This is a genomic window from Nitrosomonas marina (genome assembly GCF_900110145.1).
GTDB classification, from domain to species: domain Bacteria; phylum Pseudomonadota; class Gammaproteobacteria; order Burkholderiales; family Nitrosomonadaceae; genus Nitrosomonas; species Nitrosomonas marina.
The window spans coordinates 29,672-50,665 of record NZ_FOCP01000023.1; the positions used below are offsets into that span (position 1 = coordinate 29,672).

At 47.4% G+C, this 20,994-nt stretch carries 22 protein-coding genes, 1 tRNA gene and 1 pseudogene; 9 read left to right on the top strand and 15 right to left on the bottom strand.

Annotated elements, in window-relative coordinates:
- Positions 1-2 precede the first annotated feature (2 nt).
- The 5 genes from BMX44_RS13465 to tsaE all read right to left on the bottom strand — a co-directional run bounded on the left by BMX44_RS13465 (position 3) and on the right by tsaE (position 4,883).
- Positions 3-890 (bottom strand): MlaD family protein, encoded by an 888-nt coding sequence (locus BMX44_RS13465; protein WP_090633966.1) that lies wholly within the window; start codon positions 888-890, stop codon positions 3-5.
- Positions 863-1,669, bottom strand: coding sequence for an ABC transporter ATP-binding protein (locus tag BMX44_RS13470; protein ID WP_090633968.1), 807 nt, complete (start codon positions 1,667-1,669; stop codon positions 863-865). Before BMX44_RS13470 ends, BMX44_RS13465 begins: the two co-directional genes overlap by 28 nt.
- Positions 1,670-1,677: 8 nt before the next feature.
- A complete protein-coding gene (locus BMX44_RS13475) occupies positions 1,678-2,823 on the bottom strand; it encodes an MlaE family ABC transporter permease (protein ID WP_090633970.1) in 1,146 nt (381 codons plus the stop codon).
- A gap of 171 nt (positions 2,824-2,994) precedes the next feature.
- Entirely contained in the window at positions 2,995-4,428 is a 1,434-nt protein-coding gene (locus BMX44_RS13480) for an N-acetylmuramoyl-L-alanine amidase (protein WP_090633973.1), read from the bottom strand.
- Positions 4,389-4,883 carry a tRNA (adenosine(37)-N6)-threonylcarbamoyltransferase complex ATPase subunit type 1 TsaE gene (tsaE, locus tag BMX44_RS13485; RefSeq protein ID WP_090634022.1) on the bottom strand — a complete coding sequence of 165 codons (495 nt, stop codon included), beginning with the start codon at positions 4,881-4,883 and terminating at the stop codon, positions 4,389-4,391. The genes BMX44_RS13480 and tsaE overlap by 40 nt, the downstream gene beginning before the upstream one ends.
- Between tsaE and queG the strand changes: the two genes are divergently transcribed.
- From queG to BMX44_RS13505, 4 genes are all read left to right on the top strand, one after another.
- On the top strand, positions 4,878-6,005 hold the full coding sequence (gene queG / locus BMX44_RS13490; RefSeq protein ID WP_090633975.1) for a tRNA epoxyqueuosine(34) reductase QueG: 1,128 nt from the start codon (positions 4,878-4,880) through the stop codon (positions 6,003-6,005). The two genes, tsaE and queG, sit on opposite strands and share 6 nt — an antisense overlap.
- A gap of 5 nt (positions 6,006-6,010) precedes the next feature.
- Positions 6,011-7,225, top strand: coding sequence for a formate-dependent phosphoribosylglycinamide formyltransferase (purT, locus tag BMX44_RS13495; RefSeq protein WP_090633978.1), 1,215 nt, complete (start codon positions 6,011-6,013; stop codon positions 7,223-7,225).
- Between the two features lie 29 nt (positions 7,226-7,254).
- Positions 7,255-8,154 (top strand): D-hexose-6-phosphate mutarotase, encoded by a 900-nt coding sequence (locus tag BMX44_RS13500; RefSeq protein WP_090633980.1) that lies wholly within the window; start codon positions 7,255-7,257, stop codon positions 8,152-8,154.
- Positions 8,155-8,505: 351 nt separating this feature from the next.
- Complete coding sequence (locus tag BMX44_RS13505) at positions 8,506-8,814, top strand: DUF1840 domain-containing protein (RefSeq protein ID WP_342708044.1); 309 nt, start codon at positions 8,506-8,508, stop codon at positions 8,812-8,814.
- A 30-nt stretch (positions 8,815-8,844) separates the two neighbouring features.
- Here BMX44_RS13505 and rnk read toward each other — a convergent pair whose 3' ends face one another.
- Complete coding sequence (rnk, locus tag BMX44_RS13510; protein WP_090633982.1) at positions 8,845-9,258, bottom strand: nucleoside diphosphate kinase regulator; 414 nt, start codon at positions 9,256-9,258, stop codon at positions 8,845-8,847.
- A gap of 415 nt (positions 9,259-9,673) precedes the next feature.
- Entirely contained in the window at positions 9,674-10,060 is a 387-nt protein-coding gene (locus BMX44_RS13515) for a hypothetical protein (RefSeq protein ID WP_090633984.1), read from the bottom strand.
- Positions 10,061-10,448: 388 nt separating this feature from the next.
- Between BMX44_RS13515 and BMX44_RS13520 the strand changes: the two genes are divergently transcribed.
- Positions 10,449-10,817 (top strand): Mth938-like domain-containing protein, encoded by a 369-nt coding sequence (locus tag BMX44_RS13520; protein ID WP_090633986.1) that lies wholly within the window; start codon positions 10,449-10,451, stop codon positions 10,815-10,817.
- 152 nt (positions 10,818-10,969) lie between these two features.
- Here BMX44_RS13520 and BMX44_RS13525 read toward each other — a convergent pair whose 3' ends face one another.
- The 3 genes from BMX44_RS13525 to metG are packed head-to-tail and all read right to left on the bottom strand — an operon-like array spanning position 10,970 to position 14,241.
- Positions 10,970-11,728, bottom strand: coding sequence for a YggS family pyridoxal phosphate-dependent enzyme (locus BMX44_RS13525; protein WP_090633988.1), 759 nt, complete (start codon positions 11,726-11,728; stop codon positions 10,970-10,972).
- Positions 11,729-11,737: 9 nt separating this feature from the next.
- Complete coding sequence (locus BMX44_RS13530; RefSeq protein WP_090633990.1) at positions 11,738-12,115, bottom strand: nuclear transport factor 2 family protein; 378 nt, start codon at positions 12,113-12,115, stop codon at positions 11,738-11,740.
- 26 nt (positions 12,116-12,141) lie between these two features.
- Entirely contained in the window at positions 12,142-14,241 is a 2,100-nt protein-coding gene (gene metG, locus BMX44_RS13535) for a methionine--tRNA ligase (protein ID WP_090633992.1), read from the bottom strand.
- Between the two features lie 302 nt (positions 14,242-14,543).
- Between metG and apbC the strand changes: the two genes are divergently transcribed.
- The 4 genes from apbC to BMX44_RS13560 all read left to right on the top strand — a co-directional run bounded on the left by apbC (position 14,544) and on the right by BMX44_RS13560 (position 17,042).
- Positions 14,544-15,632, top strand: a complete 1,089-nt coding sequence (apbC, locus tag BMX44_RS13545; protein ID WP_090633997.1) for an iron-sulfur cluster carrier protein ApbC — start codon at positions 14,544-14,546, stop codon at positions 15,630-15,632.
- A gap of 25 nt (positions 15,633-15,657) precedes the next feature.
- On the top strand, positions 15,658-16,224 hold the full coding sequence (gene dcd, locus BMX44_RS13550) for a dCTP deaminase (protein WP_090633999.1): 567 nt from the start codon (positions 15,658-15,660) through the stop codon (positions 16,222-16,224).
- A 30-nt stretch (positions 16,225-16,254) separates the two neighbouring features.
- The gene (locus BMX44_RS13555) at positions 16,255-16,839 is read left to right on the top strand and encodes a hypothetical protein (RefSeq protein ID WP_090634001.1); all 585 of its coding nucleotides are present in this window, start codon (positions 16,255-16,257) and stop codon (positions 16,837-16,839) included.
- A 111-nt stretch (positions 16,840-16,950) separates the two neighbouring features.
- Positions 16,951-17,042, top strand: a tRNA-Ser gene (locus BMX44_RS13560).
- A gap of 23 nt (positions 17,043-17,065) precedes the next feature.
- On the opposite strand, the gene BMX44_RS13565 is transcribed toward BMX44_RS13560, so the two are convergent.
- From BMX44_RS13565 to BMX44_RS16905, 5 genes and pseudogenes are all read right to left on the bottom strand, one after another.
- Positions 17,066-18,223, bottom strand: coding sequence for a site-specific integrase (locus BMX44_RS13565; protein WP_090634003.1), 1,158 nt, complete (start codon positions 18,221-18,223; stop codon positions 17,066-17,068).
- Positions 18,224-18,983: 760 nt separating this feature from the next.
- Positions 18,984-19,589 carry a DUF6378 domain-containing protein gene (locus BMX44_RS13575; RefSeq protein WP_090634007.1) on the bottom strand — a complete coding sequence of 202 codons (606 nt, stop codon included), beginning with the start codon at positions 19,587-19,589 and terminating at the stop codon, positions 18,984-18,986.
- On the bottom strand, positions 19,582-19,809 hold the full coding sequence (locus BMX44_RS13580; protein WP_090634009.1) for a hypothetical protein: 228 nt from the start codon (positions 19,807-19,809) through the stop codon (positions 19,582-19,584). The genes BMX44_RS13575 and BMX44_RS13580 overlap by 8 nt, the downstream gene beginning before the upstream one ends.
- Positions 19,810-19,811: 2 nt before the next feature.
- The gene (locus tag BMX44_RS13585) at positions 19,812-20,282 is read right to left on the bottom strand and encodes a hypothetical protein (protein WP_090634012.1); all 471 of its coding nucleotides are present in this window, start codon (positions 20,280-20,282) and stop codon (positions 19,812-19,814) included.
- Positions 20,279-20,994: pseudogene (locus BMX44_RS16905) on the bottom strand (recombinase RecF); the annotation flags it as partial. The pseudogene BMX44_RS16905 and the gene BMX44_RS13585, both read right to left, overlap by 4 nt.

A 20,994-nucleotide genomic window follows, 5' to 3' on the forward strand; every position in this document is an offset into this window, starting at 1 on the left:
TGTTATGGCGCTGTAAAGCCGTCTTCGCCAGGGCCAGGCTGCGACGATGGCCGTCCGAAAATAAGCATTTGTGGATTTTCTTCCAGTTGCTGCAAAACACGGTCCAGATTCTGAGAATTGCGTACCAGCCCGTTACTGACCTTGCGTAGTTCTGGAATCGTGGTTGCCATTTCCTGTGCGCTGGTAGACAGGCTGTCTATAATTCCACCCTGTTGGTTTACATTGCGAATCGATTGATTGATTTCGGTAAGTAATTCATCAAGGTGCCGGACGAGAACACCGGATTCCGAGGTCAAATGCGTCATTGAATCGAGAATAGGTTGCAGATGCCCGGTTACATTATTGAAATTGTTCATGGACTTATCAATATTTCTCAATATACTGGTTATATGCTCCTGATTTTCATCGTTGAGCAACTGATGCACCTGAATAATCAATTCATTAACATTGTTGAGAATGTTCTGACCGTATCCAGTAACTTCATCAAGCAGAGACGGACGCATCGTTATGCGTGCATCTTCAGGCAGGATCTCTGGAGAAATGACAGATTCATTTCTGAGTTGAACATAAGCCAGGCCTGTAATGCCCTGATACCCCAATTGAGCATACACATTATTGGGTAATTGAATATTTCCGTCGATGGCAATATCGATGAGAATCTGTTGCATGTTTTCCGGATCGAAATAAATCCGGTTAACTTTGCCGATGTTAACGCCGCGATAGTACACCGACGCCTGCACGCTTAAACCGGTCACGGATTCCCGCGAAACAACCTGATAATGGTCATGCTCAATAGAATCGCCTTTGAACCACTCCGCTACGATAATCAGCGCGATCCCAAGGCCGATAACAAATAAACCCGCTATGAGGGCATGGGCCCGGTTTTCCATGATAATTCCCTATTGTCGGTATGTTGGTGATTTTTCCGTATGCTTTTAAAAAAACTTGCTACAAACGGGTGAGGATGAGTGCTTACTTGATCAAGCGTTCCTGCTGCGATGACTTTTTTATCGGCCAGAATTGCAATGCGGTCAGACAAGCTAACGAGTGTGTCGACGTCATGCGTCACCATGACAATTGTTAAATCCAGTTCTTTACGCATGTTCAGAATCAAACGCACAAAACTTTCGCTCAGTTCAGGGTCCAGGCCCGCAGTGGGTTCATCCAGAAACAGCAACTCCGGATCAAGTGCCAGCGCGCGTGCCAGCGATACGCGCTTGATCATGCCTCCAGAAAGATTTGCCGGCATTTTATACGCATGTTCCGGTTCGATAGCAACCATATTTAACTTGATCATAACCAGATCATGTATGACTTGTTCGTCTAGCGTGCGCAGTTCACGCAATGGCAGCGCAATATTGTCAAAGACGGTCAGCGCACTGAATAATGCCCCTTGTTGAAATAAAACGCCAGTACGGTTTCGAATGTTTCTTAGCAACGCGAAATCACAATTATAGCGTGATCTGCCAAAAATTTTGACTTCCCCTTTGGCGGGCTGTTCAAGACCCAGCATCTGGCGCAGGAGCGTGGTTTTTCCACTGCCTGATCCGCCGACCAGCGTCAGGATCTCGCCTTTTTTTACACTCAGATCCAGATCCTGATGAACGACGTGACGACCGAATCGGGTATCCAGATCTTTGATTTCGATAATATACGGTACGTGTTCCATATGGTCGTTTATATAATTCCGACATCAGAAAAGACAATTGCGAAAATCGCATCGATAATGATTACTACAGTAATGGCTGTCACCACCGAAGTGGTCGTCCCTTCTCCGAGGCTTTCTGTGTTTGGTTTAACCCTGAGACCAAAATGACAAGCGATGACAGCAATCACCATACCGCAAACTATGCCTTTTCCGAGGCCAAGCCACAAATTGGCGATCGGTACTGCATCCGGTAAGGAATAAATAAAATAGTAATAATTCAGGCCAAGCTGGATTTCAGCGGCAATAATACCTCCCAGCAGCGCGATGGCGCTGGTCCACAGTACCAGCAGGGGCATCGCGAGGCCCAGACCAATAATTTTAGGAAAGATTAATCGCTGACTGTGGGAAATACCCATGACGGTGAGTGCATCCAGTTCCTGGGTGACACGCATTACCCCTAATTGAGCAGTCATCGACGAGCCGGAACGGCCTGCAACCAGAATGGCGGCCAGCAGGGGGCCGAGTTCGCGGATAATGCTGATACCCAGAATATTGACAATAAAAATATCTGCACCGAACATTTGCAATTGCTCAGAGGACAGATAACTTAAAACAATTCCGATTAAAAATCCGACCAATGCTGTAATTCCGAGTGCCTGTGCGCCGGTGCGAAACAGGTTTGCAGAGATCTCACGCCAGGGGATGTAGGTCGGATTTCGCAAAAAAAATACAGTATCGAGCAGTAACTGACCGATCATTCTGATTATGCCGGTCAGGTTATCCCACATCAGCATGGTCAGCCTGCCGGCTGCATAAACCGGCATTAAAAAATTTTTTTGGTCGGGTTCAATTGTTTCTGTCGGCAGGTGCTCGATGCGTTGGAGCATTTTGTCGTGTTCGTCACGCAGGATAAGCTGAGCAGGGCGTTGTGTATCCCAGGCTTTCCACAGCATGACGATGCCCGCATTGTCCATGTATTTGATATCGCTTAAATCCCAGCACAGATCGGGGTTCTTCGCATGTTTGGCAAGTTCGGCAGACAGCGCTTTGGACCGTTTGTTTAAAGCGGTAAGGGTGAAACTGCCAGTTAAAACGATACGGCGCGAATTGCCATCGTTAATAAGCTGATACCACTCCGAGGTGTAACTTGGATTTTGTGTGTTGGTTGGCTTCAAATCGAATGTCTGCCTGTTTCGGGTTAGATATCGGCTCAGGATATAAATGCAAACCGGTTGACTCAGTATATTACGTCAAACGAATGGTTGTTGCATTATGGCGGGATCGAAAAAAAAAGTAAATTTCCGCTGCAATTACTTCAGGACGTGGATGCAGGATATTCGAGCAACTCAGGGTGCCCGCGCAACATCGGTACGCGCAGCAAGGGCGGGGTTGGTGTCGAAGTATTTTTTGATACCGCCAAAGATTGCATGCGCCATTTTTTTCTGATAGGTCTTGTTTCTGAGTTTCTTTTCTTCGTTTGGGTTGGTAATGAAAGCTGTTTCAACCAGAATAGAGGGGATATCCGGTGATTTGAGTACAACGAATCCAGCCTGTTCAACCGTTTTTTTATGTAACCGGTTGATCTGCCCAAGTTCGCCAAGAACGAATTCGGCGACTTTGACACTGTCGTTAATTGTGGCGCTCATCGACAAATCCAGTATGATCTCGCGCATATTACCTGTTTTGTCGGTAATATCCACACCGCCTACCAGTTTGCTGTCAACGCTGTTTTCTTTTTGCGCCAGCCAGCTTGCTGCGGTAGAAGTCGCTCCATTTTCCGACAGGGTATATACCGATGAACCATGTGCATGCGGTCGGGGACTGCCGTCTGCATGGATGGAGATAAACAAATCGGCATTATGCTTGCGCGCAATTGCCTGTCTGCGTTTGAGCGGAAGATCGAAATCATCGTCGCGCGTTAATATGGCGCGCATATACGGTTCTTTGTCGATCAGCGCTTTGAGTTTGCGCGAGATTGCCAGTGTAATATCTTTTTCCCGAGTGCCGCCGTCGCCTACTGCGCCGGGGTCTCTGCCGCCGTGACCAGGATCAATGGCAACGATGATGGTTCTGGGTGGTGACGGTTTGTGATATTGTGCGACATGAAAACTGCGAGGCGGTCGTGTCTTACTGTGGCTGTTCGTGTCTGTGGGTTTCTTCTTCACTAATGATGCAACAAGTTCGCCAAGGCTGTCATCAGCGTCATCCTGTAATCTGAATGTCGGATTTGAGTCGCCAATACCGGTTTCTGCGAGAGCTGCCTTGTCCGGGTAATAAATGTCCAGTACCAGACGGTAGCCGTGTTGGCCGTCTGGCTTCAGAATAAAGGTACGTGGGACGACATTTATTTTAAGATCAAACACAAGGCGAACGACATGCGGCTTGAACTGTCCAAAGCGAATCCTTTCAACAAAAGGATCAGCTGGATCGAGCTTGCCCGGCAGGTCTTTGATGACCCGGTTCAGCATGGCGTTTTCCAGGTCGACGACAACCCGTCCAGGATTTTCCAGCATACTTAATTCGTACTGGATAGGCTGGTCGGATTCCAGCGTAATGCGTGAATAATAATCTGACAGGGCCAGCCGGGTTGAGTTAATAATGATATCCGCCGTATGCGCGGGTTTGCTGAACAAAAATACAGGCAGGCAGCATAAAAACGCTGCCAGAATTATCAAGTACGACCACTGACGCTTCGTATGCTCAATTGTGCGAATAGACGAAGAATGTATGAAAACCGCCGTCAATGAGGGGATTCTGTATCTGGCCAATGCTTCAAACATTGTTCTCCTGCTTCCGTATCAGCGTGAATGATGATATTTCGGCCGGTATCAAGTATTTGAAAATCAACCCGCAAATCAGCGGCGGGTAATAATCCAACTGCGTTTTCCGGCCATTCGATCAGGCAGATTGAGTCGGAATTGAAGTAGTCCCGGAATCCTGCCTCCTCCCATTCATAAGGATCGTTGAATCGATATAAATCAAAGTGATACAAGTATAACCTAGAAAAATTATAGATTTCAACTAAATTATATGTCGGGCTTTTGACTGCATGCTGGTGGCCGAGTCCATGTAGAATACCCCTTACCAGCGTTGTTTTCCCGGCACCAAGATTCCCGTTCAGGAAAATAACCAGACCCGGCTTGATCAGCGAGGCTATTTTTTTTCCGAGAGACAGGGTTGCAGCTTCGTCGGCAAGGTAGAATGAAACATTTGATTTTAGATTTGAACCATGGATACGGCGCAACAGAAAACCTCCTATAAGAATTCCACTGATTGTAAACCTGATTATGTTCGCCTGGCGACAGAGATCAAGGCATGGGGCAGGGAGCTCGGCTTTCAGGACGTGCGTATTGGTAATGCCAATGCAGATATGTCCGAAGCGGAAGCAGGCATGTTCGCATGGCTTGAAGACGAAAATCACGGCGAGATGGATTATATGGCAAAACATGGCACTAAACGCTCCCGTCCTGCTGAACTGGTACCGGGTACGCAACGGGTCATTTCCGTGCGCATGAATTATTATCCACCGAATGCGGCGGATAGCTGGACAGTGATCAATCAGAGCGAAAAGGCATTTATATCCCGATATGCGCTCGGGCGCGACTATCATAAGGTACTGCGTTCGCGCATGCAAAAACTGGCTGACAAAATTCAGCAGGTTGCCGAGTCGTTCAACTACCGTGTTTTTTCCGATAGCGCACCCGTTATGGAAGTCGAATGGGCGCAGAAATCAGGTCTTGGCTGGCGCGGTAAGCATACGCTGTTGCTATCTCGGCAGGCTGGCTCGTATTTCTTTCTGGGTGAAATCTATACTGATCTTTTGCTGCCAGTTGATGAACCTGTCGGTACTCAGGGGAGTTTCTGCGGCAGTTGCACCAAGTGCATCGATGTCTGCCCGACACAGGCTATTGTTGCACCGTTCAAAGTCGACGCGCGACGCTGTATTTCTTATCTGACGATTGAGTTGAAAAGCAGTATTCCCGAATCGTTGCGGCCATTGATAGGCAATCGTATTTACGGTTGTGATGATTGCCAGCTGGTATGCCCATGGAACAAATTCTCACACCTGACCGGTGAATCGGATTTTCATGTGCGCCACGGACTCGATGATGTTACGCTGGTGGAATTGTTCCGCTGGAATCAGCAAGAATTCGAAACCAGGCTGGCGGGTAGTCCGATACGCCGAATCGGGTATCCGCAGTGGTTGCGCAATATCGCTGTCGGACTCGGTAACGCCCCTTACTCAGATGCTGCCATCGCGGTTTTACAATCCCGGCTGGACGATCCGTCTGAAATGGTGCGCGAACATGTGCAGTGGGCACTTGAACAACAATATGCAAAAAAGGAAACGGAGTAATTTTTATGAATCAGCCATGGGTACTGGGTACCCCACTAAGCCCAAATGCAATTCGGGTTATGTTGCTTGGCAGCGGTGAGCTGGGAAAAGAAGTGATTATTGCCTTGCAGCGGCTTGGTGTTGAAACCATTGCGGTAGACCGCTATGCGAATGCGCCCGGGCATCAGGTCGCGCATCGGGCGCATGTCATCAATATGGCTGACGGTCATGCATTGCGTACGCTGGTTGAGCAGGAGCGACCGCATATTATCGTTCCTGAAATAGAAGCCATTGCAACCGGCATGCTTGCAGAGATAGAAAAGGAAGGGCTGGCAACTGTCATCCCGACGGCTCGTGCTGCTCAGCTGACTATGAACCGCGAGGGAATCCGCCGCCTGGCGGCGGAGACGCTGCAGTTGCCCACGTCGCCGTATGTATTTGCCGACAGCCTGGAAGAGCTCAAGACAGCGATTGACGAAACCATCGGTTACCCCTGTATTGTCAAGCCAGTTATGTCGTCTTCGGGCAAAGGTCAATCCAAAGTGGATTCCGCAGCAGAGGTAGAAGCGGCCTGGAATTATGCCGCAAGCGGTGGCAGGGTTGATCAGGGCCGGGTTATTGTTGAAGGAGTTATTCAATTCGACTACGAAATCACGCAATTAACGGTGCGCGCAAAAAATGCAGCGGGTGAGACAACGACATATTTTTGCGAACCGATTGGACATGTGCAGATGCATGGCGACTATGTCGAAAGCTGGCAGCCACAAGCGATGTCGCCAACTGCGCTACAACACGCACGCGAATTTGCTGAAAAAATTACAGATAATCTCGGCGGGCTCGGAATTTTTGGGGTTGAATTATTTATCAAAGGCGATGAGGCCTGGTTTAGCGAAGTCAGTCCGCGACCACATGATACCGGTCTGGTCACGTTGTGCAGCCAGGTTCAGAGTGAATTCGAATTGCATGCACGCGCGATTCTTGGCTTGCCAGTCGATGTCACGCTGCGATTACCCGGAGCCAGCGCTGTAATATATGGCGGGATGGACGTAAAGAACATTGCGTATAAAGGCGTTCAGGATGCATTGAACGTACCGCAGAGCGATCTGAGACTGTTCGGCAAACCCGAGGCATTCACACGCCGCCGCATGGGCGTCGCACTTGCATGCGGCAGCAACACCGACGAAGCCCGTGTGCGTGCTAAACTGGTTGCCAGTAAAATCATGCCCGTTAAGAATCAGTAAACCAAAAACAAATCAACAGGAAACAGATAATGAATATTGCACAACTCAACGCCGCACACGGCATAGCACAATCAGTCGAATTTATCGAAGGCAGCGGCGGACTGACTATGATCAAGGTCGACACACCCAAAGCCAGAGCGCTGATTTCAACCCATGCCGGACAGGTGTTGTCGTTTCAACCGACGGGTGAAGAAGATCTGCTGTTTTTAAGCGAAAAGGCCTATTATCAGAGTGGGAAGGCGATCAAAGGCGGTACGCCTATCTGCTGGCCGTGGTTCGGGCCTGATCCAGAGGGCAAGGGACGGCCAGGTCATGGCTTCGTTCGTAACCGTGCGTGGAATGTGATCAATACGCAAGTCATTGCCAATGGCGCCGTCAAAATTACGCTCGGACTGTCGGAGACACCGGATACCATGGAAATCTGGCCACATGCGTTCGAATTGACTCAGGAAATCGTCATCGGAGATTCACTCAACCTGACCCTGTGCACGCGCAACACCGGTACCGATTTATTCACCATCACACAGGGTTTTCATACGTATTTCAAAATCGGCGATATCAATCAAACCAGCGTACTCGGATTTCAGGATTGTGGCTATATTGATAAAGCCGATGACAGTGCAGAAAAACAGCAGACTGGTGAAGTCACTGTTGCCAGCGAGGTCGATCGCATATATCGGCATGTCAGCAATACTCAGATCATCGACGACAAAGCGCTTGACCGTTGCATCCAGATTCTCTCACAAGGCAACAAGACCGCTGTGGTATGGAATCCATGGGAAAAAATTTCCAAAGAAATGGCCGATCTCGAAGACTCCGATTATCAGCGCTTTATCTGTGTGGAAACCACGAATGCGGCAGATGATGTGATCGGAATCGCACCGGGTGAGGAATTCAGGCTGGTGGCGGATTATCGCGTGATGCGGTAATTCAAGAAAAAAACATTGAATCAGTTTTGAAAAAGACCGGGTATTCAGGTCATGTGATTTCCCAAAGACGAGCATGATAAGTTTTGTCAGCCTGCCTCGAGTTGAATTTACCCGTCAATGCTGATGCTGCAGTGTTTGAGAATCTCTCTTCCAAAGTTAAAGCCAGGAGAATTTAAGCTAACGTTATGATCAGTGATGGTGTGCGAAAGCAGATTGATTTGACTGAGAACGTGCAGCGAATATCTGCAAAACTTCAGTAAAAAGTGTTGGCTTGGCGTAGCCGGTCTTTGCAGTATGTATCGTTACAGGTGGAAGTTGTTATCTTGTGTACTAAATGCAACAGCAGTATCAATGGAGGATTTAATGCTGGTGACTTTCAAAACAGATGTTGGCAACATTACCATGTTTGGTAATGATGCACTTCAAATGATCAAGATGATGGGGCACAGCGAAACCGTACCCGGCGCTATTCTGGCTGATGAGGTGCCGCAGGCGCTCAGCCGCTTGAAAGCGGCGTTGAGAAAGGAACAAAATGTTGCGCCATCTGATGAAGACGACGATGAGAATGAGCCTGTAGTCAGTACCGCGCACAGAGGATTGCCGTTGGTAAATCTATTGACTGACGCGGTAGCTGCCGGGTGTAACGTGATGTGGGAATAACTGTCACCCGGCATCTGGGATTATCGGAAATCAGCGATGGTATATTCCGGTGCGTTCAGGCTGGTAGGTAATTTCACTTAAGTTAACGCGCAGAATGCCGCCCCCGGGTTTGGGCCAATCGATGGTGTCCCCCCGGGAAAGACCGAGCAGTGCGCTGCCGACCGGCGCAAGCACTGAAATCTTATCGCCGCTGCTATCTATATCCTCGGGATAAACCAGTGTCATGCAAAATTCTTCTGATGATGATTCCACTGTGAATCTGACAGTGGAATTCATGGTCACCACTGTTGGCGGAATAGCGTCTGGCTCGACAATATCCGCCCGTGATAGCTCGGCTTCCAAGGCGTTGCTGCCAGGAAAAGTGTTGCCGTGAATAGATTCAAGCAGCGCATACAGCCGCTCTGCGTCCAGCGATGAAATGATAATTTTGGGTTTGTTACTCAATGTGATTACCTTTCTAGCAACAATAAATCGATTGGCTGATTTCCAGCTGGTTCGGGGGCGTCGTAAATCGGATATGCGATTTGATCTTTAGCAACTTTCAGGCAGTATTCCTGGCTTAGTGACCAGCTCGCACCGGCCTGTTATCTCAATCTATAACGCTAAAATCCCGTCAACGAACCACAACAGGTCTGTACGGGATCTCTTCAACTAGCCGGATTATTGGAAAATATTCTTTTTTACATTGGATCTGGAGTCTGCGTAATTAAAAATTTCTGGATATTGCCAGAAGCTGGTGGTCTACCAATCAACAGGCTATCCAGTCAGATCCAACTCATGCACATCCGGCCAATCTTGATTTTCATTACCAAGGGTGCAAGAGCTGGATCAGATCGTTCAGTGTGACAGTTCGCCGGAGTTAATGGTGACCGGTTTGCTCCGCTTCTGCCGCATGGTCGGACATTAAATCCTGTGATGCCATTGTCTGGTGATAAGCGGCCTTGTCCAGATAAGCCGTTGCCGCTGATTCGCAGCCACGAATTTTATTTGCAACATAGTTTTTCAGGTTTCGTCCATTTGCTTCAAAGAAACTGAAATGCGGCTTGCGGTTTAGCACCTCCAGTATCTCCATTTGCTCCTTTATTCGGTCCTGCATGTCACTGGCCATACTTTCATACTGGCGGGCCAGAATATCGTGACCGAGACAATCCTCATCATTATGAGCAGATGCAAAAGAATTCATTGAAATATCTAAAATCAGAATCGTAAAAAAAGATATCAACACAATTAATTTACCAGTTTTCATACTATCTACTCCATGTGAATTGGCGAGTTTGCATCGTATGCAATTCGATACGATAATTAAATTGGGGAAACCATTGTTTTTTCCTCAGTGAAACTATTATTGACCGTACTGCGAGGTTGCTGACCGACCGGCCGGACTAATAACGACTGCCGCTCGTTAAAACATGACAAGGAAGCAAAAGAATTTTAATTACGTTGCACCAATATGAAACACATCCAGCTGCTTTCCTGTCAGATATGCAAGAGCGGTGCGTGCAAGGCTTAAACCAAAGCATTTATATCGGTTTTACCTGGATGAACTGTCCGCGTTATAATTAAAGCCATTCATAAATTGAAGTGGTACCGTTTTTTTTCAGCAATTCCAATTCATCAGACCACAGGAGCTTCTTTTGAAATTACATCTCGCAAATTTTGATCAGCAGAATGTGTTTTCCGGTTATGGTGATGGCTATGTCATGATCAATCGAGTTCGCCACGAGCAGAATTTGATAGTTTTTCCCGATGAGATTATCGAGCAATGGCCTGTGGATTCTGTTGGTGGGCTTAGTTTAGAGCATTTCGACAGTGTCTTGCCGCGCAAACCGGAGATTATCCTGCTGGGTACCGGTACGCAGCTCAAATTTCCCGATTACGCCTTGATGGCCAGAATCATTCAGACGGGTATCGGATTTGAAGTCATGGACACCCAGGCTGCCTGCCGTACTTACAATATTCTCGTCGAGGAAGACCGCCAGGTAGCAGCGGCGATTATACTGTAGTCCGTCTCGAATATTTTACTGAATACCGTGAAAACAAAATTCGACCTGCGCGCAACACATTGGAAATAGAACTGGCGCAAACTAAGCCTGCAGGTTGCAAATGCCAGCCACAGCCTTTTTCTCAGCGTTGGTGATACTAACGCAACAGTGGTTTATCCAAAACCGGGCCAGTAGTGGCTATCAGGCAGGGGCCGCTTACCAAATATTGCCTGACCTACGCGTACGACAGTAGCGCCTTCTTCTATCGCCAGTTCGAAATCACCGGACATGCCCATCGAAAGTTCATCGAACGACAAACCCGCTGGCGCAGTCTGGCGCAGCCGTTCCTGCAACTCACGCATACGGACGAAACAAGCGCGCACACGGTCATGATCGGTCGAGAAGATTGCCAGTGTCATCAGTCCCCTGATCTGCAGCGATGAATAATTTGGAAGCTGCCTGATGAAATCCTCTACATCTTCCGGTGGCAGACCAAATTTACTGGCTTCTCCAGAACTGTTGACCTGAACATAGACGTCCATGCCGCGGCCTGCGGACTGCAGGCGCTTGTCGAGCTCGGCGGCGACCTTCAGACTGTCAAGCGCCTGGAATTCATGCGCGAAGCGCGTAATGTATTTGACTTTATTGGTCTGCAGATGGCCGATGACACTCCATTTGATATTAAGATCGCCAAGTACTTCAGACTTTTCACGCGCCTCCTGCACCTTATTTTCACCCATTTCATGGCACCCGGCTGCATATGCGATGCGCAACCGCTCGGCTGGAACGGTTTTGGTAACAGGCAGCAGTCGCACGGACGATGGTTCACGTCCGGCTTTGGCGCATGCGTCGGCTATTTTTTGTCGAATGACTGCAAGATTGGTTTTGATTTCGTTTAATTGCTGTTCCGCCGTTGGTGTTGCCGCTTCCAATTTGTTCTCCTAAATACTGCGTGTTGCCTGATGAAAAACCATTTTCCATTGATCGCCGCGTCGCTGCCAGATCGAGCTTCGAATAGATCCTGAATTTACTGCGTTAAAAGTTTTCGTTGCCTTTTCATGTTTGACAGCGCGGTAAATTGCTATGACCGTATTATTTGATAATCGTTTAATACGGAAATCCTGCAGCGACCATTGCTGCGCGTTGTCCTTGTTCAGCAGCCATGATACCACCTGTTGTCTTGTATTGATCTGCCCGTTATTGTCAATTTCTTCAAATGTACTGTCGAGTAGCTCATCAATGACCGTCGGATTGGCCTGCATGTCTGTATGCAGCAGTTTCAACTCGAGTTGCTTGATTTGTGCCGCAATAGTCTCCATACGAAGGATAGCTTTTGTTGGCCGGTTTATTTGATGCGCATGCCTGGTAGCGCGCCAGAATCGGGACTCAGAATAAACAGCTCGCTGCCGCCACTTCCTGCTGCAAGCACCATGCCTTCGGACAGGCCGAACTTCATCTTGCGTGGAGCAAGGTTCGCGACCATAACGGTCATTCTGCCTATTAACTGGTCCGGATTGTATGCCGATTTGATTCCGGCAAATACCGTACGTTGTTCGCTGCCAATATCGAGCGTCAATTTCAACAGTTTGTCTGCACCTTCGACATGTTCCGCATTCATGATCTTGGCTACGCGCAAGTCGATTTTACTGAAATCGTCGATTGAAACCGTTTCTGTAATCGGTGCGATCGTTGTCTGCTTTGTTGCAGCAGTGGTTTTGGTTGAACCTGCCTGATCTGCCGTCAGGCTTTCTCGATTCGCTTCCACCAATGCACCGATCTGTTTGCTCTCCATACGTGTCATTAAATGCTGGTATGCGTTAATGGTATGTCCAGGCGGTAGCAGCAACTGTGAAACCGGTTCGCTGTCAGCCAGTCGCGGCCATGTGAGTGGTCGGCAGTTCAAGAATGTTTCAACCTGGCGAATGGTTTCCGGCAGGATCGGCTTCAGATAACGTGACAGCAGATAAAAAAGTTGTATGCCCAGGCTGCAGATACGTTGCAATTCGGCATTCCTGCTTGCATCTTTGGCAATTTCCCAGGGCGCCATTTCATGAATAAATTCATTGGCTTCATCAGCAAATTTCATCATCTGCCGAACAGCTTGGGAATAATCGCGCTCCTCATACGCTGTTTCGATTGTGCCCGGACGCCAGTTTGTGAATCGTGTATCGATCAGTTGCTGCATGCTGATATAGCTATCTGCATCAACCAATTTGCCGTCAAAACGCTTGGCGATAAACCCGGCGCAGCGACTGGCAATATTGATGAACTTGCCAACCAGATCGGAATTGACGCGTACAATAAAATCGTCCAGATTTAGATCGATATCTTCCATCGTACCGTTAAGCTTCGCAGCGTAGTAATAACGCAGCCATTCCGGATTTAGTCCTTGTTTCAGATAGCTGGCTGCGGTAATGAACGTTCCACGCGATTTGCTCATTTTTTCACCGTTTACTGTCAAAAAACCGTGTGCAAATATGCGTGTTGGTGTGCGGTAACCGGAGTTTTCGAGCATTGCGGGCCAGAACAATGCATGAAAGTACAAAATATCCTTGCCAATAAAATGGTACAGCTCGGTATCCGTATCCTTGTGCCAGTAAGCGTCAAAATCAAGATCCTCACGTGTGCACAAGTGCTTAAAGCTACCCATGTAACCGATCGGCGCATCAAGCCAGACATAAAAATATTTTCCGGGTGCATCTGGGATTTCAAAACCGAAGTAGGGTGCGTCGCGCGAAATATCCCAATCCGAGAGTTTGTTTTCACCGGCATCGCCGAGCCATTCATGCATTTTATTGGCCGCTTCCGGCTGCAGATGTCCTGCGCGCGTCCAGCGGCGCAGAAAATCCACGCAACGCTGATCCGACAGACTGAAAAAATAATGCTCGGATGATTTTTTGATAGGAATGGCGCCTGAAATAGCAGAATACGGGTTTTTTAGATCAGTCGGGGCGTAGGCGGCGCCGCAGACCTCACAGGAATCGCCGTACTGGTCCCTGGCAGCGCACTTGGGGCATTCTCCTTTGACAAAACGATCTGGCAGAAACATGTGTTTCTGCGGATCGTATAATTGCTCGATACCGCGCACCTGTACCAACCCGGCTGCTTTCAGTTTGTGATAAATATCTTCCGAGTAGTGACGTGTTTCGTCGGAATGCGTGCTGTAATAACTGTCAAAATGAATATGAAAACCGGTGAAATCTTCGAAATGCTCATCGTGTACGCGGGCAATCAGCGCTTCCGGAGTGATACCCTCTTTTTCGGCGCGCAGCATAATTGGGGTGCCGTGTGTGTCATCGGCGCAGACATAATAAATTTCATGGCCGCGCATTTTCTGAAAACGCACCCAGATATCCGTCTGGATATATTCCACCAGATGGCCCAGATGGATGCTGCCATTCGCATAGGGTAGCGCTGAAGTCACCAGAATTCTTCGTTTAGTCATTCGTAAGTTAAGTTATCGTTCAATGTTCGTTAAATGGTTGGGCAGAATGTTGAAAGCCGATTTCTTGTGGCATCCGACGTAAAACGAAAACAAATATAAAACAGTATTTATGTGTAATAAATAACCATCTGGTATCTGTGTCTGATGCGGCATCGGTAACATGGAATGATGTTCAACGGACTGCCAAAGGGGTATTCTAACAAATTGTGTCAGTGACCTGATATTTGTTACCATGCCAATTTCAACTGATTGCATTTCTGCGCCATGATCAACCAGTGGCTGCAGTATTGAGGAGTTTTTGAGTGACCATATCTGAACAACACATTCAATCCGCGCTTGATAATGTAATAGACTCTACAACAGGAAAAACTTATACCGCTACCGGCTCCATACAGAATATTCGTATTGATGGCGCTAACGTGGCACTGGACGTTGAACTGGGCTACCCGGGCAACAGCGTCAAGGCTGATGTGCAGCAGCAGATAATTTCTGCTTTGCAGACCATTCCAGGCATTGACAAAATCAGTGTGACTGTTTCCAGCAAAATAGCACCGCACGGGGTGCAGGGTGGGGTCAAGCTGATACCCGGCATCAAGAACATTATCGCTGTGGCATCTGGCAAAGGCGGCGTTGGTAAATCCGCCACTGCAGTCAATATAGCACTGGCACTGGCAGCAGAAGGCGCCAGTGTCGGCATACTCGATGCCGATATTTACGGGCCATCCCAACCGCAAATGCTTGGTATTACTCAGCAGCCGGAATCCCTTGATGGCAAATCGATGGAACCGGTTATCGCGCATGGGTTGCAGGCGATGTCGATTGGATTGCTGATCGATACTGAAACACCGATGGTCTGGCGTGGTCCGATGGTGACCCAGGCATTGCAGCAATTGCTGAATGATACCAACTGGAAGGATGTGGATTATCTGATTGTGGACATGCCACCTGGTACCGGTGACATACAGCTGACACTGGCGCAGAAAATTCCAGTTACCGGTGCAGTGATTGTTACTACACCACAGGACATTGCCTTGCTTGACGCACGCAAGGGACTCAAAATGTTTGAGAAGGTCGGTATACCGATATTCGGGATTGTCGAGAATATGAGTACGCACATTTGTTCAAATTGCGGACATGCCGAATCGATATTTGGTACCGGAGGTGGAGAAAAAATGTGTAGAGATTATGAAGTGGATTTTCTCGGTGCACTACCGCTGGACATTCAGATACGCGAACATACAGATAGCGGCAAGCCCAGCGTCATTGCGGACCCTTCGGGTAAAATAGCGGAAACCTATCGCACGATAGCACGTAAAATCGCTGTAAAAATAGCCGAATCTGCTGAAGATCACTCGGAGATATTTGCCAAAATCATCATGGAAAACGATTGACTTTATCTGGCGGCGCTAAACATAAATGACAATAAAATCAGATAAATGGATTCGGCGTATGGCGCTGGAACATGGTATGATCGAGCCTTTTGAACCCGGCCAGATCCGGCAGAAAGATAACCACTCGATTGTCTCCTATGGTACGTCAAGCTACGGCTACGATATTCGCTGTTCGGATGAGTTCAAGCTGTTTACCAATATTAACACCACGATTGTCGATCCAAAGAATTTCGATTCCAATTCGTTCGTAGACGTAAAAAACGATATCTGCATCATCCCGCCAAATTCATTCGCGCTGGCGCGAACAGTAGAATATTTCCGTATACCGCGTAATGTGCTTACCATTTGTCTTGGTAAATCCACCTACGCCCGCTGTGGTATTATTGTAAACGTGACCCCGTTTGAGCCAGAATGGGAGGGATATGTAACGCTGGAGTTTTCCAACACCACGCCGCTTCCGGCAAAAATCTATGCCAACGAAGGTGTCGCCCAGGTTATTTTTTTCGAATCTGATGAAGCATGCGAAACATCTTATAAGGATCGTGGCGGCAAATATCAGCGGCAGAACGGTGTAACACTCCCGAAAATGTGAATAAACACAAATGATAGAGGTACCCGGCAAATGAACTCACGATATCAAACTGACATCAGTCATGCTATCAAACCGTTAGTTGGATTGCTGTTGATTATCAACTGTATGCCGGCTGTATCAGGTGAAAACCGAACCAGCCAAAATAACGAATTGTTGAATGCTGTCGAAATCTCTGGAATATCGATTTCGACACCACCGGAAGAAATTGCGGATATACTGGATGGGCAGGGTTATACACAGGTCAACAGTTCGCTGTTTACCAAACAGGAGCAACTGGACAATAGACGTAAGACGATTTTCAGGTTCGAAGTTGAAAACACGGCTGCATACCGCCAGATCACATATCATAGAAGTCTGAGCGGTGGACGTGTCAAGTCGTCTGTTGAAGAAAAGCCAATACCAGCATTTGAGATTGATACTGCGCAACAACTTTATCAGATCATCTGTGCAGATGTAACTGAAGACGTCAAAACCGATCGATCCTGTGAATCGGCTGAACAGAAGCGTATATACGCCGGACAGGGGCGTTTTATCGATATTGACGATCACTGGGCGGTGCAATTGAGCGCTACCGATTCGAATTCAGCGTTCGGGATAAGGTACACATACGAATAGCGGTATTGCAGATCACTGCGGAGTATCAGTTGCTCTTAAACCTGAACTGGTTTATCCTGTGCCACCTTTTTTAATGCGCCGGGCCAGAACAACTGGTTGGCAATTAATTTCGGAGAAGTGACCGAGCGGTCGAAGGTGCACGCCTGGAAAGCGTGTGTACGGTTTGTACCGTACCGCGGGTTCGAATCCCGCCTTCTCCGCCATTTTTTCATTGTAAATCAATAACTTAATTTTCAATGTTGCCCAAATGTTGCCCATACATTTGTGCCGCTTTTGCTCCATGCCGCTCATCATTGTTAATCCAGCGGGCGTATGTTTTAGCTGTAATTAGCACATTTGAGTGTCCCATTTGCGCAGATACCCAGGCTATATTTTCACCGGCTGATAGCATCATTGATGCAAAAGTGTGGCGAGTTTGATACGGATTTCTATAGCGCACGCCCGCTTTTTCTAGTAACGGCATCCAAAACCCTTTCCTGATCTGCTGGTCGCCGGTCCATTGCTTTCCGGTATAGGGGTTCAAAAATACTTTGCCTCCTTGCAGGAGGGTATGTTGTTTTTGATCGATTAACGCATTCTCAACATGAGGCAGCATGTCAATCTCACGATTACTTGATTTTGTTTTTGTTGATTCGTCGCTTTTGGCGGCATAGGTGTGTGCTTTATTAATCTTTATTTTTTTACGTTTCCAGTCAATGTCAGACCACTCCAATGCGATTAACTCTGAAGTTCTCATGCCAGTCCAGAAAAACACAATGCATTGATTTTTTATCGACCCTGTTGCGGCTTTTATTATCGACTCTTGCTCATCCGCATTAAACGGATCAACGTATGATTTTTCTTTTGGCGGCTCGTTGCGTTTGTATGTCCAACCGAGAAGTGGGTTAACAGGTATCAGGTCATCATGCTGGGCGTCTTGCAGAGCGGCTCGTAGCGGACTCAAGATATTGATAATCCTTTTATTTGAACAATCCATACTGGAAACCCAATTACGCACGTCTGCGCGCGTCAGTTTGTGTAGTGGCAGATATCCGAATTTCGGTATTACCAGGTTGTTTATGATCTTTCTGTAATCTTTTAGTGTGCTTGCTTTTATTGTTGGTTCTTTATTCGCCAGCCATTCAACAAGGTAAGTTTTTACCGTGTATTGAGACGATGCGAATTTCTTAGCGTTTCGTGAATCAGGGAATGTTACAGAATAGTCGAACGTGCCGTTTTCAATCGATAACAGGATGGCCGCACGGTGATTTGACGCCCGTCTCAGGTTAGCGGGAGTGGGCTGCAGTTTGATGCGTTCACGACATTTTTGCCCCTTGTAGTAGAAGCTGATCTCAATTGATGTCGCGCTGGCTGCGGTGACGCCTGGGTATTTGTTTCCGCCCATGAGTTATATTCTTGTATATTAATCAATATCCTGCCATCCGGCGCCTTAGTGTACTGCTTGCCGAGAATCCAGTCACCGCGCTTGATTTTAGACTCTACAGCTGCCTCTGTATAGCCTGTTTCATTGCAGAATTTCTTTATTGTTACGTATTTAATCGACATTTCTATTCAGTTTCAATAGGTCATTGCGCGGGTAGAGCATTATCCGTCCGGCCGCAAAATTCTTATCAATATTGAAGTCATGGAAACGTATCATTCTCATGTTCCCGCGAAGGTATCTAAGACCTTCACGGTGTGTCTCCTTTGGAAGCCATATACCAGTCGATCTTTTGTATATCCTGTCAACTTTCGCGGTTTGTTTAGACTTTTTGCCCCTACGAATGCCGGTTTTTTTGATAGGTCGGCATAAAATTGTTTCCATAATGATGTCAACATCATTGGGGTTTTCCCTATGTCTGGCTGTTGACCCGAAAAGCCACGCTCTCTTTACCCTCATGCACTCATGCCCGCATTCAGGAGTCTGAATAATCCCATTTATGGCGTGGAGTCTTTCTGCCACAGTTAAAGCATGCCTGATCGCCGTTTTAAGCCTCATTTTCTGATCCGGTTTTTCGTGCAGTATCCGCTTGACAGAATGGCTGTCCGCCCAGGTATGCATGTTTTCTCGTTACAGCGTGAACCGTACCTGCGAAGTTCGTCTGGCTTTGTTCCGGCCTCGAACTGGTCATAAGCCCATGCGTTGAGTGGGAAGAAAAGCGGCTTCATTTGCCTTCCCTAATTTTGTCTTTCAGCGCAACATAATCAGCGATATCAACCCAACTATCTACATGTTCAGGATCATTGCCAAGCCGCGCCATTTTTAGCAGCATCATCATTATGCAAACATCATATTGAGTAATATCGATGCCGAGGTGAATCGACCAGTAACTAGCTATGCGCCGAAGATTTTTGCCCGTATCGCTGTATATTCGTTCCCGGTCTCCATGAACGATCTGTTTCGCTGTATCGAGAAAACCATCAGGTTTCTGTTGAATAGGTTTATTTCCTGTTGGATTAACGAGAATGTTTGCGGCTGCGGCTACTTGGTTATCTGAATTTTTCTTTAATCCATCTGATTTCTGAGCGTCTATCTCGTAACCTTCAAAACCGTGAGAAAATTCAGCAAGCACATAGCTGAATCGCACGTTGTCTATTCTCTTGCGTGCGATCAGCTTGTCCGCTGACGTGTAGAGTGATCTGATAGCCTCAGAAACATCTTTCACACTTTCTGCGCAATCAATTGCGTCGTATGCTTCGGCTGTTGTGAATGGCTCTCTCTTTTTCTTCGCAAAATCGAGCACCGCTTGTTTAAGTACCTGTTTATCCATCTTTCATTCCAAAACGAGTATTGTTTCCATTTTTGTCATGGAAAACGACCGTGATCCTTGTTGCGCCCAATAACAATTTTGGATTGTTTGTGTAAATGTATGCACTTACGTCCATGTTTCCCCAACTTGCCTCAACAAAAGTAAATCCATCAATTTTTTTGCCCAACTTGGCGATCGCGCAATCAATTGCTTCTGTAACATCCATTTTCCCTATGATCATTTTCAATCCTCTGCGAGTTCGTAAATAATCCTGCTGGCTTCCTTTTCATCAATACCCGCTATCGCCGCAGTTATTTCCACAGACAGGTTGTAGACTATTCGGCAATGCCTAATGACCGCCTTGGTGTCGCCATTTGATTTTCGCTTGGTCATTGCTATGGCAAAATATTGGGTAAATCCGCCGAATGTCAGCTCGTTTCCGTTTTTGTCTGTAAGGTATCCGGCCTTTCTTGCTGCCTCGTAATGTTCTTTTCGTTTCCCTCTGACCGTCATGGATTCTTGTGATACAAGGAAATCGACCAGATCAACTATTTGTCTGTAAGACAGATAACACTTGAACATATCCCTCTTGTTGCTGCCTGCAGGTCCGCCAGCGACCGGTTTCTTAACTGGCATGGTGTTATCATCGTTTGCTGGCATCATCAGACGGAGCCACATGATCTGGTCTTGCTGTTGCTTGGCTGATAGCTTCATGCCGCCTCCTGACTTTGTGCATCATCAGCAACAACTTCGCCGTTCTCAACCCAGTACGCTGTAATGGTCTCGGGAAGGGATACCGGTTTTTTCTTCATCGTTCCGAAAATGATGCATGAGTCGAGTTCGCCTGCTTGCGCTAACTCATCCAGCCAGTAGATAAGGCTGCTGCGATTGCCAAGGTCCAGAACATCAAAGCGGTCTAGTACCAGTGTTTTAGTGCCTGAAATGTGCGATATCGCCTCGGCAATCATCGCATCGACGCGCCATTGCTCAGATTCAGATAGCAGTGCATAAGGAATTGAAAGACTGCCACCATCCTTGGTTGCGGTGATGTTCATTTCGCTGTCGATAACAGGGTGTAGCATCCAGGAAGCCATTGCATTTGATTTCAGGCGGTCATTGATCGGTTTCAGAGCCGTTTTAAGCAGTTCTCCTGGTATTCCGGACGGTGATAATGCATCTGCTATTGCCAACCATTCCATGATGTCCTGGTGCAGCTTTTTTGCCTTGTCGATTACCAGCGCACGGTTTGAATGCTGGTCCACAATATCTTTGTATTTTTTCTCGTCAGCCTGCCACTGGCTTAAGTTTTCGTTGAGTTCTTTAATCTCAGCCTGCAGTGGCTCGATATCGATAACTGAAGATCCTGTATCGCCGGATTTACCCAATTGCTCAAGTTTTGCTTTCGCATCTTCAGCGAGCGCAATAT

What these genes read in the sequence shown, in the direction of transcription:
- BMX44_RS13465 (WP_090633966.1), bottom strand. Translation starts at nt 890, where the DNA reads ATGGAAAACCGGGCCCATGCCCTCATAGCGGGTTTATTTGTTATCGGC.
- BMX44_RS13470 (WP_090633968.1), bottom strand. Translation starts at nt 1,669, where the DNA reads ATGGAACACGTACCGTATATTATCGAAATCAAAGATCTGGATACCCGA.
- BMX44_RS13480 (WP_090633973.1), bottom strand. Translation starts at nt 4,428, where the DNA reads ATGTTTGAAGCATTGGCCAGATACAGAATCCCCTCATTGACGGCGGTT.
- queG (WP_090633975.1), top strand. Translation starts at nt 4,878, where the DNA reads ATGGATACGGCGCAACAGAAAACCTCCTATAAGAATTCCACTGATTGT.
- purT (WP_090633978.1), top strand. Translation starts at nt 6,011, where the DNA reads ATGAATCAGCCATGGGTACTGGGTACCCCACTAAGCCCAAATGCAATT.
- BMX44_RS13500 (WP_090633980.1), top strand. Translation starts at nt 7,255, where the DNA reads ATGAATATTGCACAACTCAACGCCGCACACGGCATAGCACAATCAGTC.
- BMX44_RS13505 (WP_342708044.1), top strand. Translation starts at nt 8,506, where the DNA reads ATGGAGGATTTAATGCTGGTGACTTTCAAAACAGATGTTGGCAACATT.
- BMX44_RS13515 (WP_090633984.1), bottom strand. Translation starts at nt 10,060, where the DNA reads ATGAAAACTGGTAAATTAATTGTGTTGATATCTTTTTTTACGATTCTG.
- BMX44_RS13530 (WP_090633990.1), bottom strand. Translation starts at nt 12,115, where the DNA reads ATGGAGACTATTGCGGCACAAATCAAGCAACTCGAGTTGAAACTGCTG.
- metG (WP_090633992.1), bottom strand. Translation starts at nt 14,241, where the DNA reads ATGACTAAACGAAGAATTCTGGTGACTTCAGCGCTACCCTATGCGAAT.
- dcd (WP_090633999.1), top strand. Translation starts at nt 15,658, where the DNA reads ATGACAATAAAATCAGATAAATGGATTCGGCGTATGGCGCTGGAACAT.
- BMX44_RS13555 (WP_090634001.1), top strand. Translation starts at nt 16,255, where the DNA reads ATGAACTCACGATATCAAACTGACATCAGTCATGCTATCAAACCGTTA.
- BMX44_RS13565 (WP_090634003.1), bottom strand. Translation starts at nt 18,223, where the DNA reads ATGGGCGGAAACAAATACCCAGGCGTCACCGCAGCCAGCGCGACATCA.
- BMX44_RS13575 (WP_090634007.1), bottom strand. Translation starts at nt 19,589, where the DNA reads ATGGATAAACAGGTACTTAAACAAGCGGTGCTCGATTTTGCGAAGAAA.
- BMX44_RS13580 (WP_090634009.1), bottom strand. Translation starts at nt 19,809, where the DNA reads ATGATCATAGGGAAAATGGATGTTACAGAAGCAATTGATTGCGCGATC.
- BMX44_RS13585 (WP_090634012.1), bottom strand. Translation starts at nt 20,282, where the DNA reads ATGAAGCTATCAGCCAAGCAACAGCAAGACCAGATCATGTGGCTCCGT.